Annotated in this window: 13 protein-coding genes; 2 read left to right on the top strand and 11 right to left on the bottom strand. The window is 42.8% G+C overall.

The features are described from left to right. Positions 1 to 56: 56 nt before the first annotated feature. The gene (locus V7L12_RS06965) at positions 57 to 2,417 is read right to left on the bottom strand and encodes a PhoX family protein (RefSeq protein WP_335083310.1); all 2,361 of its coding nucleotides are present in this window, start codon (positions 2,415 to 2,417) and stop codon (positions 57 to 59) included. A 361-nt stretch (positions 2,418 to 2,778) separates the two neighbouring features. Here V7L12_RS06965 and V7L12_RS06960 point away from each other — a divergent pair, with 361 nt between their 5' ends. After that, positions 2,779 to 3,732, top strand: a complete 954-nt coding sequence (locus V7L12_RS06960; protein WP_335083308.1) for a glycosyltransferase family 2 protein — start codon at positions 2,779 to 2,781, stop codon at positions 3,730 to 3,732. Positions 3,733 to 3,927: 195 nt separating this feature from the next. On the opposite strand, the gene V7L12_RS06955 is transcribed toward V7L12_RS06960, so the two are convergent. The 3 genes from V7L12_RS06955 to V7L12_RS06945 all read right to left on the bottom strand — a co-directional run bounded on the left by V7L12_RS06955 (position 3,928) and on the right by V7L12_RS06945 (position 5,129). Further along, positions 3,928 to 4,566: a histidine phosphatase family protein gene (locus V7L12_RS06955; protein WP_335083306.1), complete on the bottom strand. Its 639-nt coding sequence runs from the start codon at positions 4,564 to 4,566 to the stop codon at positions 3,928 to 3,930. Between the two features lie 90 nt (positions 4,567 to 4,656). Then, positions 4,657 to 4,806 carry a hypothetical protein gene (locus V7L12_RS06950; RefSeq protein WP_234017182.1) on the bottom strand — a complete coding sequence of 50 codons (150 nt, stop codon included), beginning with the start codon at positions 4,804 to 4,806 and terminating at the stop codon, positions 4,657 to 4,659. A 140-nt stretch (positions 4,807 to 4,946) separates the two neighbouring features. Continuing rightward, the gene (locus tag V7L12_RS06945) at positions 4,947 to 5,129 is read right to left on the bottom strand and encodes a hypothetical protein (protein WP_335083298.1); all 183 of its coding nucleotides are present in this window, start codon (positions 5,127 to 5,129) and stop codon (positions 4,947 to 4,949) included. Between the two features lie 510 nt (positions 5,130 to 5,639). Between V7L12_RS06945 and V7L12_RS06940 the strand changes: the two genes are divergently transcribed. Further along, on the top strand, positions 5,640 to 5,909 hold the full coding sequence (locus V7L12_RS06940) for a hypothetical protein (protein ID WP_335083297.1): 270 nt from the start codon (positions 5,640 to 5,642) through the stop codon (positions 5,907 to 5,909). Between the two features lie 383 nt (positions 5,910 to 6,292). On the opposite strand, the gene recG is transcribed toward V7L12_RS06940, so the two are convergent. From recG to V7L12_RS06905, 7 genes are all read right to left on the bottom strand, one after another. Then, positions 6,293 to 8,788 carry an ATP-dependent DNA helicase RecG gene (gene recG, locus V7L12_RS06935; RefSeq protein WP_335083295.1) on the bottom strand — a complete coding sequence of 832 codons (2,496 nt, stop codon included), beginning with the start codon at positions 8,786 to 8,788 and terminating at the stop codon, positions 6,293 to 6,295. 111 nt (positions 8,789 to 8,899) lie between these two features. Next, positions 8,900 to 9,766: a hypothetical protein gene (locus V7L12_RS06930; protein WP_335083293.1), complete on the bottom strand. Its 867-nt coding sequence runs from the start codon at positions 9,764 to 9,766 to the stop codon at positions 8,900 to 8,902. A gap of 241 nt (positions 9,767 to 10,007) precedes the next feature. After that, entirely contained in the window at positions 10,008 to 10,952 is a 945-nt protein-coding gene (gene tsf / locus V7L12_RS06925; protein WP_335083291.1) for a translation elongation factor Ts, read from the bottom strand. Between the two features lie 238 nt (positions 10,953 to 11,190). Continuing rightward, on the bottom strand, positions 11,191 to 11,985 hold the full coding sequence (gene rpsB / locus V7L12_RS06920) for a 30S ribosomal protein S2 (RefSeq protein WP_163934263.1): 795 nt from the start codon (positions 11,983 to 11,985) through the stop codon (positions 11,191 to 11,193). 215 nt (positions 11,986 to 12,200) lie between these two features. Then, positions 12,201 to 12,338: a hypothetical protein gene (locus V7L12_RS06915; RefSeq protein ID WP_335083289.1), complete on the bottom strand. Its 138-nt coding sequence runs from the start codon at positions 12,336 to 12,338 to the stop codon at positions 12,201 to 12,203. Between the two features lie 387 nt (positions 12,339 to 12,725). Further along, positions 12,726 to 13,466 carry a Uma2 family endonuclease gene (locus V7L12_RS06910; RefSeq protein WP_335083287.1) on the bottom strand — a complete coding sequence of 247 codons (741 nt, stop codon included), beginning with the start codon at positions 13,464 to 13,466 and terminating at the stop codon, positions 12,726 to 12,728. A gap of 50 nt (positions 13,467 to 13,516) precedes the next feature. After that, complete coding sequence (locus V7L12_RS06905) at positions 13,517 to 14,314, bottom strand: HAD family hydrolase (protein ID WP_335083285.1); 798 nt, start codon at positions 14,312 to 14,314, stop codon at positions 13,517 to 13,519. Positions 14,315 to 14,327 lie beyond the last annotated feature (13 nt).

Here is a 14,327-nt window from a genome sequence, read left to right as displayed (position 1 = left end):
GTTTTACTTTGAAAATTAATGTAGAGACGTTATTATCTAACGTCTCTACATTAATTTTAAGTAAAACTACCAGTAGGATTCTTACGTTTGATAGCAATTACAGATGGCTTGGGAAGACTTCTAGGTTGACCCTTACCACCGTCAGCAGTTGGGATGTTACTTGGCCAACTGCTGCCACGAGGGACAGTCCGGGTCTGATTGAATGTAATACCATTCAAATCCAGTAGTTCAATCTCACGACTCAAAATCGTACCATCATTAATTGGGCTATCTTCGCCGGGATGCTGTACGGAAATAATCAGCGTATCTCCCACAAAAGTTGGCCCTGTCATTTCACAACGCACTGGCCCCTGAGCAAAGGGTATTACCTCTCCCGCGTGAGTACCAGTAGTAGGAATATAAAATAGCCAGTTATTACCGAAAACTCCTGTGAAATTGGAAACATTACCACTGGCTGTGTGATCGATGATAGTTACAGTACCAGCAGCACCAACATTAAAACCATTGTGAGTGGTGGTAGACATATCAGTTACCCCCCAAATATTTGCCTTATTGTCGAACACTAAATTATCGACGTTGGCAAAACCAGCACCAGAAATCGATCCGGCTTCTCCACCTTGAGCAAATCTTTGCCAACGGAAGGTTAGACCAGTACCATCAGCACTATCTTCAATAATTTTGTACAATCCCCCGGATTGCTGCGTTGCGTTGACATTTTTACTTAACTTAGCAACCTGGAAAATGCGCGAATCTGGATAACCGTCGCCTCCTGGCGCACCATCAGTATAGGCAATGAATACTTCTTTGGTGGTTGGATGCAGTTCTATATCTTCTGGACGTGCTGTAGGAGTTCCGCCAGCCAAATTCGCTGCTAAAAAAGCATCACTGAGAATAGCACCTTGGGAAGTGTAGAAGTCAGATAGCTTCTTACCTTGATAAGCAGGTAGTCTCTCTGCTTCATTGGTGCGATCGACTGCGAGGGAACCACCATCTGTAGTTTGACCTGCAATTCCATTGCGTTTTGGTAGGGGTAAAAGACCATTTCTTTGAGCCGAACCTAAAGCAGCAAACTCCACAGAAGAAATTACCGATGGCGAAATGGGATTAGTAGGAGTGTTTAAATTTAAGGGTATCCATTGACCCGTACCATTTGGATTGTAACGGGCGGCATACAATGTACCACTTTCCCATAAACTGCTGTTGGCTTTACTGGTTGGTGAAGAAATAACACCTGCACTGATAAATTTCCAGGTGTGTCCCCCACGTCTATCATCACCCATGTAGGCGATTAACGGCTTCCCAGCTTCGGCACGGATGGCAACGTTTTCATGGCGGAAACGACCCAACGAAGTGTGTTTGCGAGGGCGGAAATTTGGATTAACAGGGTCAATTTCGACAATCCAACCGTATTTTTCACCAACCAAACCGAAGGTCTTACCAGTAGTACCATCGATGTAACCTGTTTGAGTACCATTAGGGTTGACTGGTTCTGTAACACCAACAAAACCTCCTAGACTTCCTTGAAAGTTCTCTTCGCTACTTAAAATAGTTCCCCAAGGAGTTGTACCGCCAGAACAGTTATAGCTAGTGCCAATAATTTTGTTACCTAATCCATCAGAGGAGAGGTTAAATACTTGGGTTGCAGCCGGGCCAGTTGCGATGAGATAGTTTTGGTCGCCTTTTTGATAGCTGCGACTTCCCCAAGAAGTGACATTTTTATATTCATCACTCCTTTGGCTATTAACTCCCAACCCAGAAAGACCATGAAGGCGACGATTTCTCGCATCACCTTTAACCACAGCATAACGGTTACTAGAATTACGTCGGGAGATGCGGACGATTGATCCGCCTAAGTTATATAGAACTTCGCCGTCAAATTCAAGACTTCTGGTGGCAGGTAAAGCCCAACCAATCACTGATTCAAAAGTGGTAGGCAATCCTTTAACATCAGCAGGAGCTTCTGGTGCTAGATCGGAAAATGGAAAACTGACGTATTCGTGATTAACCCACAAATAGCCGACATCGTTGGTTCTACCCAGAGGAATGAAACCCGTATAATCGTTGTTGTAACCGAAATATTCATCTTTGTTAGGAAAGACGCGATCGCCCCAGCTGATAATTACATAACGTTCAAATTCTGGTGGCACTACCAGATCATCAACTACGTTGTAGCTATTTAACTTCGTATTTGCAGATGCATTGATTACCTGTCCCTGACCGATTCCCGTTGGCAAGAAACTTTTTTGCTGTTTATAAACAGGTAAGGAATGGGGTAAGCGCACTGGTGTAAAGCTCAGTGGCCTGTTGCTTGCTCCGGCAATACTAGAAACACCATCTATAATTGTGTCTTTTAAGACAGCAGCACCAGCACTGCCAGCAAAAAATACTAAAATTTGTCTGCGACTTAATTTAGACATTAAACTCTCCTCTGTTGTGACACCAAAAATTTCATAAAGGCAAATCTTAATTACTGACAGAAAAAGCCATCAATTATTTACGTGAAATGCCATATATTTTGAATGGTCAGTAACCTGTTCTTAAACAAAAGGTTGTTTGCTATTTAGGTCAGCTAACTAGACAAAAAATTTTCAGTTTGTCATATAATCTAATGACCAAAAATTAACATCAGGTTATATCTTGATTAATGAGGATTTATTTTGTAGTTGATTAAAGCCTTTGTTCTCTACTAAATTTCAAAATAAGAAGTTACAAATCCAGTCAGGAACAGTGTCAGCGCCCCATCTGTCCTATCCTGGAGATGGATAAATCAATAGTGTTGTGGGTGAGACTGTGTTTTTCAGCGTTGTGATACCGACTTATAATCGCCAACCGATTTTAGAAAAGTGCCTCCGCGCCTTGGAGTTGCAGGAGTTAAGTCAGCCAAGTTCAGTTACTGATTACGAGATTGTCTTGGTAGATGATGGTTCTACTGATGGCACATTGGAGTGGTTAGCAGCACACAAAGAAGAGTTTCCTCATGTGCGCTGGTTTGAGCAAGATCATGCTGGCCCAGCTGCGGCTCGGAATTTGGGAGTAGAGAAGGCCCAGGGAGACACAATTATCTTTATTGATAGCGATTTAGTAGTGCTGAAGAATTTCCTGCAAGCTCATGAGTCGGCACTAGTGCAAGGGAAAGAGAAATTGGGGAGTGATCGCTTTTTTACTTATGGTGCAGTTATTAATACTTGTAATTTCACCAACCCAACGGCTGAACCCTACAAAATCACAGATTTTTCAGCAGCTTTTTTTGCTACGGGAAATGTAGCAATTCCCAAACATTGGTTAGATAAAGCAGGACTTTTTGACACCAGCTTTCAACTCTATGGCTGGGAAGATTTAGAATTAGGTGTGCGGCTGAAAAAACTAGGTTTAACACTAATTAAATGTCCAGAAGCTGTAGGATATCACTGGCATCCAGCATTTAACTTGGAACAAATTCCCCGATTAATTGACCAAGAAATTCAACGCGGACGGATGGGAGTTTTATTTTATCAAAAGCATCCTACATGGGAAGTGCGAATGATGATTCAAATGACTTGGCTGCATTGTTTACTTTGGGGGATTCTTTCACTCAATGGCACACTGAATGAACGGACAATGGCTCCGTTATTGCAATGGCTAATTAATTTAGGTAAACCGCAATTAGCTTTAGAAATTGCTCGAATTTTCCTCAACTGGTACAACGTGAAGGGTGTCTATGAAGCCTATGTTAAAATGCAGCAAGCATCGTGATTGAAGGACTGCGTTAACCTTGAGGGAGTAATGCTGGGATTGTCAGGGGACGAAATTGCAGCTATCTTGGGTCAACCAGAAGCATTGATGGGATAACTTCAGATTAATTACTTTTTCTTGCCCTTAGATTTCTTGCCATTCGTCCGGTGAATCAAATCCTTTTGTTTTGGTGTTCGGTTTTTGTTTAAGGGACTGTTATGTTCCCGGACGAGAGCGAATACGATCGGGTATATGATGGCGATCGCCTAATATTTCTAACAAGGGGCCATTAACGTCAAATTTAACCATACTTACTGACGCGACCAAAATATTCACCCGATAGCGATAGCGTCCCAAATCAATTCCTAGTAAACTACAAAGCAAAATCCGAATCGTGGCTTTATGGGAAACTACTAAAACATTACCTTGGGGATGTTTTTCTTGAATTTCAGCAATTACAGGCATAGAACGGTTAGCAATATCTACCGCAGTTTCTCCACCAATGGGTGCATTCCAAGCGGGTTCTGTCAACCATTTTACATAGTTTTGGGCGTAATTCTCTTGGACAAACGATTTACTCAAAGTTTCCCAAGAGCCGTAACTACCTTCTCTAAGTCCGTCACGCAACTGCATATTCATACCGATAGCATCACAAAATGGCTTGGCAGTTGCAATTGCGCGCTTCATCGGGCTAACATAAACAGCCTCCCACAACAAGCTTTGATAAACATCGGCAAAACTCTCTGCCATCTGTATCCCTTCAGAGGTCAACTCCGCATCAGTTTCACCGCAGAAATTACCACTTTGACTAAAAGTAGTTTCTCCATGTCGCAGTAAATACAAATTGAGTGTCATAGCTTGTGTTGCGATTGGGATAAAGGAGTTTGTGCAAAAATAAACTACCATCAATCTTGCAATCGAGTCTGTGACACCAGGACAAAGTAATCAACCAAAAAAGTCAATCAACCACAAACTTTTGATTTCGTTGACAAAAGTAGCGGTAAGAGCTAGTACTCTAGTTTGAGCCGGGATACGGATACCGTTGGCGAATTCCCCAAACAGCAAAACTGAACCGATTGAGAGCTTTCTGAGCAATTTTATACCCAGATGCAAGATTCCCCAACTTCAGTTGATTCCGATGCTTTACTAACGACCAAAATTTTTCCGTTACTAAAATTAAGCCTCTTCCTCTAAAGTTGCTACGAAACCCTTTGCCTGTGATGAGAATTGGCTTGTTAGTTACTGACGATGTTGGGTTTGGCAAAATCTATAAAAAGGCGATCGCACTCAATCGCCTTTTCCTCTAAGAAACTGATCGCTTTCCCCACTTCTGTGATCCAGGCTGTGGTTCTGGTGCATTTGTGATGGATGTGATCGCTTACTTTTTGCGCCTCAATATCCGCTATGCAAAAAATCAAGCTTGTAAATTTTTATTACAAATACAATTCAAATACAATTGTTATATTTTGGAGCAGATCAGCGAAAATTCAGTAGTTTTTTTAAACAAAGTTGTTACTATTTATATTAGTTATTTTTAATACATGAGTTACTGCTAGACTTTGAAGTTCTTTCAAGGTAACTGTTTCAGAATATTAATTATTGTTAGGATTATAAAAGGTAAAAACTTTTTATAATAACTTAATTTGTACCAACTTGCACTTTGCAAACTTTATCTATTATATATACGATAGATACAGCGATCAACTTTCAGAACTCTGTCCCGGTTAAAATATTTTTAGCGGGGCGAGCGAAATTTGCTTAACACTGGCAAATTTGTAAAGCTGCCCCCTCCATAAGGGCAGCTTTGCTGTAGAACAGAACTAAAGTATTTAGGACGGAGTTTTGAAAGTTGATCGCCAACTTCAGGCTTTTTTCTTCTACTGGACTTCTCGCTACAAGTCCCGCTAGTCCATTTAGAACGGAAAAATGTGAACTTACTAAAATTCTTTCGCTCTTTGCGGCTCAATTCTAAGCCAGTGCAAAGAGGGATTTTGGTTAATCGGAGAACTCTTGCTGTAGGTTCCGCCTGCATCTTGTCATTAGGTGCTGGAGGCGGATTTGTGTACAAAGACTGGCAAACTCAAAGCCAGAGGCAGATCCAAATTAACAACTGCTATCTAGCTCCTACACCATCAGCTACACCCACAGTCAAAGCAAAACCTATGCCTAAGACGGTGACTTTACCGGAATCAGCATAGGAATTAAGAAGGCGGTCAGTGCGCTCGCTCTTTCTGAACTCAAATACAAAGGCGATCGTTCTGGTCGCCTTTCCTCTTCCCTGCAATAGGACAGAAACTAAAGGGAAATAAAATGTGTCACACGTGAGACATTTCAATGGACGAAGCGATCGCACCTCAACCCGCGATCGCCTTTATCCTCTAAGAAGATTGTTAGTTTAGTGCAGCAGCGAGATCGCATTACCTAAGTGTTTCAATGTCCTTTCCTTGGCAACCTCGGCTGCTGCCCGTGCAGATTCAGCAAGGATTGTGTCAGTGTTTGGGGTCAACTTGAGTGCCCCGCCCTGCCCCCAGCAATCAAATTGAAGATTCATTGCTTGATGTAGGTTTCTAACTCAAATATGTTATGTCAAAATCGCCCCACCCATTAAGCGCTCATACCGATACTTCAACTCTTCTTTCATTAAATACCAGCGCTCTAAAGTTGCATCCATTTCTATTATTTTCTCCGCTGCTTGCCGCGCTAAAAGTAAAACTTCCTCATCGTCAACCAAACTCGCTAAGGTAAAATCTGGCACTCCTGATTGACGAGTTCCCAGTACTTGCCCTGGCCCACGAAAACGCATATCCATCTCGGAGATGAAAAAGCCATCCTGAGATTGTTCCAATACCTTCAACCGTTGTTGAGCATCAGGACTCCTAGAACTGCTCATCAACAAACAGTAAGATTGAGCTGCACCACGACCAACACGCCCCCGCAGTTGGTGCAGTTGCGATAAGCCAAATCGTTCCGCATTTTCAATGAGCATTACTGTAGCATTAGGTACGTCTACACCAACTTCAACAACAGTAGTAGAAACCAGAACTTGCGTTTGGTTATCGCGAAATTTGGTAATTGCTTTATCCTTATCGGCTGAACTCATGCGACCGTGCAGCAGCCCCACTTGAAAGTCAGGAAAAACGCTTTCTTGTAACTTTTGATGCTCATCAACAGCCGATCGCAAATCCAGTTTTTCTGATTCTTCCACTAAGGGCAAAACCACATAAACTTGTCTACCTTGGACAATTTCTCGGCGGATGAGGTCATAAGCATGGTTGCGTTGCTGACCTGATAATACTGTTGTCTGAATCTTTTGTCGTCCCGGTGGTAACTCATCAATTTGGCTCACATCCAAATCCCCGTGTATCGTCAGTGCTAAGGTTCGGGGAATTGGGGTAGCAGTCATAGTTAACACATGAGGTTGATTGCCTTTTTGCTGCAAACGTGCCCGTTGTTCTACCCCAAAGCGATGCTGCTCATCTATCACTACTAAACCAAGTTGCTGGAAGTTTACAGGGTCTTGAATCAATGCATGGGTTCCTACTAACAGAGGTAATTCACCAGTTCCTAACTGAGAATGTATTTGTCTTCGTTTAGCAGTTTTTGTAGAACCTGTCAGTAATTCCACTGGTAAATGGAGTAGATTAAACCAGCTAACTAACTTGCGATAATGTTGTTCTGCCAAAACTTCTGTGGGAGCCATCAGCGCCGCTTGGTAGCCAGATTGAATTGCTGCAAGGATAGCTAGCACAGCAACGACCGTTTTACCAGAACCGACATCACCTTGCACCAAACGATTCATTGGCACAGGTTTTTGTAAATCGTTGAGAATGTCGTTGAGAACTCGTTGCTGTGCGCCAGTGAGTTGAAAAGGCAGTATTTCATGAAATTTCTCTACAAGTTGACCGCGTGGGACAAGAATGGCGCTGGTTTGAATCGCTCTTGCTTGCTGTTGACGTTGTAGTAATCCAAGTTGTAAGTAGAAAAATTCATCAAAAACTAGGCGACGACGGGCAACTTGTAAGGCGGCGCTATCGCTAGGAAAATGGATATTAGCGATCGCATCTTTTAATTCCATCAAACCATACTTCTGCCGTAAACCACTTGGCAAAGGGTCTTTCAAGTTAGCAGCAGCGGGTAAAGCAGCAATTACCGCCTGTCGCACTGTATTCGCCACTACGCCTTCAGTTAGTCCATAAATTGGCACTATCCGCCCAATATTTAGCGACTCAATCGTATCTCCTGGATTTGCCAAAACCTCTAGTTCTGGATTATCCAGTGTCAATCCGTATTTACTTTCTTTCACCAACCCACAGGCTGCTAGAATGCTACCTACTGGATAACGGCGTTTTAAACTTTCTTGCCAAGCGCGACTGCTAAAGCGCGTACCTGCGTAAAAACGGCCAATTTTGATTTGACCGCTGTTATCTTTTACTACCAATTCTAAAATTGATAATTTCTGATTTTTAGGGCTAGTAAAGCAGTTGCAACGCTTCACTGTAGCGATTATTGTCACCGTCTCACCCGCCTGTAACTCGCGGATATTCACCTGACGCGCATAATCAATATGGTCACGAGGATAGTAGAAAAGCAAGTCACGGACGGTATGTAAACCAAGCCGTGCCAAATTATCAGCTTTTTTAAAACCTATTTCTGGTAAATCACTGAGTTTTTGCTCAATTTTTGGTGCAAGTCTCCGACTCACCTCAGTAACAATTGGAGATTTTGGATTTTTAATTTTAGATTTATAAATTCTCCCTTGCTCCTCTGATCCTCTGCTCCCCTGCTTCCCTTGCTCCCCCTGCTCCTCTTGCTGTAGTTGGGAAATATACCTACGAGTCTCTGCTACTAAATGCTGCCTTTCTTCCAGTGCTAGATGTGGATAACTAGCAAATTGCACCGCTAATCCTTGCCAACGGCGGCGTTCAGTTTGGGGTAAGCCTGTTGGGAATTTGCCCAAACTTAGGCTCAGAAATTCACTGAAACGGTATTCTCTGCCCATCAAGTCTGTAAAGCCACGTTCAGCTTCTATTGCCAAGGCTTTGTGCAATCGTATCCAATCTGGTTTTTCATTAATCATTGGTCATTGGTCATTGGTCATTAGTCATTTGACTCTGGACAAAGGACATAGACGCGCCAGCGGCTACTCTTCGAGTTCTCCAACGGAGTACCCGCAGGGTAGGACAAATGACTAATCCTCAAACCAACTAGCACGCCATGCAGCTTCCGCTTCAGCGATCGCCTTTTCTTTATATCTCTTTTTATACTCTCGTCCTAGTTTGTTTAGCTGAACTAAAATACTGCGGATTCGCTTGCGCTCTGAGGAAAGCGTCACATCAGCAAATTCAATTTCTCCTAGCCGCAGGTTAATAGCCATGATTTGAGTCAGTCCAGAATCTTCTGACTGTTGCTCATTTTCAATTTCAATTACTAAGTTTAATAAATTGGGTGGCCCTGGCATTACTTCAGCAGATGCTTCTGATGCCGCTGCCGCCGCCGCTGCTAAAATCGGTTCTGGTAATTTTTTCGGTAATACTCCAGCTTTTTGTAACAAAAGATTAGCATCGTGCGAAAGTTTTTTCAGTATATCTTGCGCGGCTTCTTCTAATTTCTGTTGCCATTTTGCCAGTTCTATAGGATCGGAGGTGTTGGCAGTGAGATACTGAGAACTAGAAGTGTTCAGAAATAGTGAAGATGAAGAGGATATTACTTTCTCATCCACCTCATCCACCTCATCCACCTCATCCACCTCATCCACCTCATCTTCCCCTGATTCTTCACTTGTAAGATAAATGAGCAATTGTTCAGCTGCTAGTTGACCCGACTTACGAATAGCTTGTTGCAATTGTTGACGCTGATTCAATGACAAATGCAGAAAGTTTTCGGGATATCCTTGAGTACAGAGGTGGTAACTCGCGAGAATCAACTGTTTGCGTACAGCTAGCCCCAAGGTATTTAGATAACTAGCATAAGCGCTTTGTAGTTCGATTGCGATCGCCCGGATCGCTTCTTGGAGTGCTGCAATATCCTGCTCAATTCGCTCGATTGCTCTTGCCATATTTTTTCACTCTTGCCCATCTGAACCATTACATGGTACAAATGTACAAATTTATTTGAGGATAACTTTCCAGAGAATTTTAGATTTTAAATTAAATGCGATATTTCACGTCTTTTACTAAATAAAAGACAGGTCAAGCAAATAACCTGACCTGTTTTTTAAAGAATCATTAGTCATTCGTCATTTGTCCTTGGTAAAGACTAATGACTAATGACCAATGACCAATGACCAATGACTAATATTACTTGGTGCCCATTTGTGCAGCGACTTCATCAGCAAAGCTCATTTCTTGCTTTTCAATGCCTTCGCCCAGTATATAACGGACAAAGCGAGTCACTTGAATCTCTTCGCCTAATTGTGTCTTCACTTGCTTTATCAAGTCTTCCACGGAAATACTCTGATCGCGAATGTAAGGCTGATCGAGCAAAGTCAATTCTTTCAGGCGTTTTTCAATCCGTCCCTGAACAATCTTTTCTTTGATATTTTCAGGCTTGTTCGCCAAATCATCCTTGCCCATTTCAATGTCTTTTTCCTTTTGGGCAATTTCGGCGGGGATTTGGTCTACGCTCACATACTCGACATTGGGACAAGCTGCAACTTGCATTGCAGTGTTCCGTGCCAAGGTTTGGAACTCTGAATTAGCAGCCGCTGACTCAGTTTGGGAACCTAGTTCTACCAATACACCAACTCGACCGCCAGTGTGAATGTAGCTGTCTACTACGCCTTGTGTACCCTCTGCTAAGGGAAAGTTGACAAAGCGGCGCACTTGGATGTTTTCACCAAGGGTGGCAATAGTTTGCTTGATAAATTCTTCTACAGTCGCACTTTCATTATCAATATAGGGTTGAGCCAATAAAGACTCAACACTATCAGCTGTCGCTGCTTGCTTTGCTAGATTCTTAACTAAAGCTTTAAAAGCCTCGTTACGAGCAACAAAGTCGGTTTGGCAGTTGACTTCTATGAGTACACCCACTCGACCTCCGGGCTGAATGTAAGTGTCTACTAGACCTTCTGCCGCAATGCGATCGCTTTTTGCCCCCGCCTTAGAGATGCCCTTTTTCCGTAGCCAGTCTGCGGCTTCTTCTACGTTGCCTTCAGTCTCTATCAGCGCTTTTTTGCAGTCCATCATGCCGGCACCAGTTTTTTGGCGTAGCTCTTGGACGAGTTTTGCAGATATTTCCGCCATTTTGCCTCAATTCCTAACTTGACCTCGAGTTGTAATCACTCACCTAATTTAGTACTGAGTACTGAGTTTTGTTAGCGTTAGCGGGGCGTTTAGCCCGTGCTGAGTTTTGAGTGTTCAGTTATCAATTTTATTCTTCATTGACAAATCACAACTTACAACTTCAAAAATCAAGACTCAGCACTATTCAATTTGCTGAGTCTTTCTATCTTACTCAGGACTTAGCACTCTTCACTCAGCACTATTCTTCTGTTTCCTCTTCGGGAATTACGGCATCAGTATATTCGGTTTCTTCGTAGTCATCGTCATACTCACTACCGTCGTAATCTTCGTAATCATCTTCAGCATCCAGCTGACCGTGACGACCTTCATAAATGGCATCTGCCAATTTTCCGACTATCAGTTTAATTGACCTGATAGCATCGTCGTTTGCTGGGATGGGGATATCTACTACATCGGGGTCACAGTTTGTATCCAACATCGACACAATGGGAATATTCAGCTTTTGGCATTCTTGAACTGCGTTATATTCCCGGCGTTGGTCTACGATTACCACGATATCGGGCACTTTCCGCATTGTTTTAATGCCACCCAAGTATTTCTGAAGCTTCGTCATTTCCCGACGTAGCATTGATGCTTCTTTTTTCGGTAATAAATCTAGTGCGCCAGTTTCTTCACGGCGTTCTAAATCTTTCAGACGGTCAACCCGTGTTTTAATGGTTGCCCAGTTGGTCAACATTCCGCCCAACCAGCGTTGGTTAATGTAGTGGGAACCACAACGGCTGGCTTCTTGGGCAATAATTCCAGCTGCTTGGCGCTTGGTGCCGACAAAAAGAAATTTCTTCCCTTGTTCTGCGTGCGATCGCATGTAGTTGTAAGCATTATCCATCAACTGGGCAGTTTGCACCAAGTCGATAATATGCACACCATTGCGGGAAGTATAAATGTAAGGAGACATTTTTGGGTTCCAACGCCGGGTCTGATGCCCAAAGTGAACCCCTGACTCCATCATTTGAGCCAATGAAACTACTGGCATATATTTTTCAACTCCGATTCGGGTTAAACCTCCATCCAAGTGTATTTCCCAATCGGGAAACACCCGAATTCTTAGATGTGCGAGATTAGTTAACCATACTAGGTTAGCATATTCTGAAGAGTTGTAGTTGCTTGACCGAGTGAGGTCAAGAAAATAGCGCTGCCTACTCAACAATCAAGCAGCACTAGTAATGAAAATCTTGCTGTTTTAAAGGTCTACTCGCGGTCTTCTTGATCTTTAGGTTTGGATTTTTGTCGCCGTTGTTCAAGCTGATCGTCGATAGTTTCTCTCATTTTGCGATCGGCAGCGTCCATCGCAGAATATTTAAAGCGGTTGATTATGCCACTGAACAAGTTGCCAAAGAATCCTTCGATTTCCTACATAATTTTATACCTCAGTACTTAAAGGTAAATTCTTGACTATACATTGATCTTGGACTTTCTAGTGAAAGTAGGAAATAAAACGCTAACCTATCCTTGATGTATCTATTAGTCTCTTAGCGTCTCTGAGTACTTAAAGAGTTAGCGGTTTATTTATACTTTGATTCAGTCTTGCTTGTGAATGACTGTATAAAACAGTCTTCTCAATAAAATCAGTATTGTTGAGAGGGCTAGAGATTCATCTATTGTATTCTGTCTCAGGTAATAAATGTGGTAAACACACAGGTAACAAATTGTCTACTTGTTTATAACACCTACCATGTCTACGACGGGCGTAGCTATAGCAACTTCTGGTGTATGTTACTCAATAGTATCAGGATCTACATTGAGCGATGGCTGCGCCAACGCCAAGGGCGAACGCAACCTTGCCAACTGTTCTATCTGCAATTCTGCCTGTTCTGCTCGTTGGCGTTCCTGTTCTACCAATTCCTCTGCTTGCTGTCTTGCTAAAACTTCCTGTCGTAAAGCCTCTGCCAGTTCATTTGGGATCAGTAATTTTTCCCCTGTATCCTCAGGGTAAAACCCAATTAGCCTTCCCTCAACCACCAAGCGTAGTTGTAACGGTTCACTGCGTCCATCTTGTATCGGTTCGTAGATTTCTCCCCGCAGGCGATAGCCACGTAACTGTTGTTCCACCCACTCGCCTTTAGGGTCAAATAGCCAGTATTCCTTGACACCTAGCTGTTCATAGAGGGTCTTTTTGAAGATTTCGTCTTGTCCCTTAGTCCCAAAAGATGTCATTTCAAAAATAACTGTGGGTACTTGACCCTCTTCCCAAACTTTATAGTTGTCTCGACCGCCAGGTGCAACATCAAAAATCACCATCACATCTGGGGCTACCCGCAATTTGGGAAAGCCCTGTGCATAATAAAGAAATTGATTTCCCAATACTGTTGCCTGACGATTTGCCAGATACTGTTTCAGGACTTCTAAGGTAGTTAGTAAAGCATAAAGGTGGTCGTAGGTTTCTGCGACTGGTTGACCATCAGCACTGGGGTAGAAGATTTCTGATTCGACACTAACAGGTACAGTAGGCGTCATGGTTATAAACTCAGTGCTACGAGATTGTTGTAGAACAACTCTACTTCTCTCTAACTTGGGATGTACAAGCTTTTTAAAATATAACTAGATAACTCACAAAAACCTTCCCCTTCGGCAGCAGTGGTAATGTAAGCAGGCTGATATTTCAACTGATTCACATATTCCAGCACGTTTGCTACGCCTACAGAAACAGGAAAATAACGCCGATCAAATAAACTTTCATCATTGGGGCTATCGCCAACAGTGACAATTTGTTCTGATAAATACTGGGGCAAATATTCGCGCAATACCTGCAACAATCCTACAGCTTTATCTTGCCCTTGGGGTTTAATGTGACATTGCACGTTGCTATAGGTAAATCCCCAACCCATTTGTTGACAGAGATTATCTAGGGTTTGTAGTTCGTCTTCACGCAAACCAGCTACATCAAAAGTCCAGTCGGTGACGCGAAAGCGATTATCAGCAGATTCTTGAATTTGGGGAAATTTAGTTTGTAAATTCTCAAAAGTTGTAGCCAAATGCTGGCGATGTTGAGCTAAATCGGAAATGGGTGTTAAAACGACTGGTTTCTGATTTCCAGGGGGAAAGTACAAACCGCCATTTTCTGCCATCGCACCTGCCACTGGCATCAAACTACTCAGTCCACTTACCCACCCAGCAGAACGTCCGGTGACAATTAGCACCTTAATGTCAGCTGCGGCTAAATCCTCTAGAGCTTGCAGCAGTGCAGGAGTAAATTTTCCTTGTCTAGTCAGAGTTCCATCCATATCTGTGGCTATCAGACGAATATTGCTAAAGCTTGTAGATGAAACCTCAGATAGGGGAGAGAGGCTCAAGTGTCTGGACATATACGGTTTGTAA

The sequence above is a fragment of the Nostoc sp. genome, from assembly GCF_036918245.1.
Taxonomy (GTDB): domain Bacteria; phylum Cyanobacteriota; class Cyanobacteriia; order Cyanobacteriales; family Nostocaceae; genus Nostoc.
This window is presented reverse-complemented; position numbering and strand designations above follow the sequence as displayed.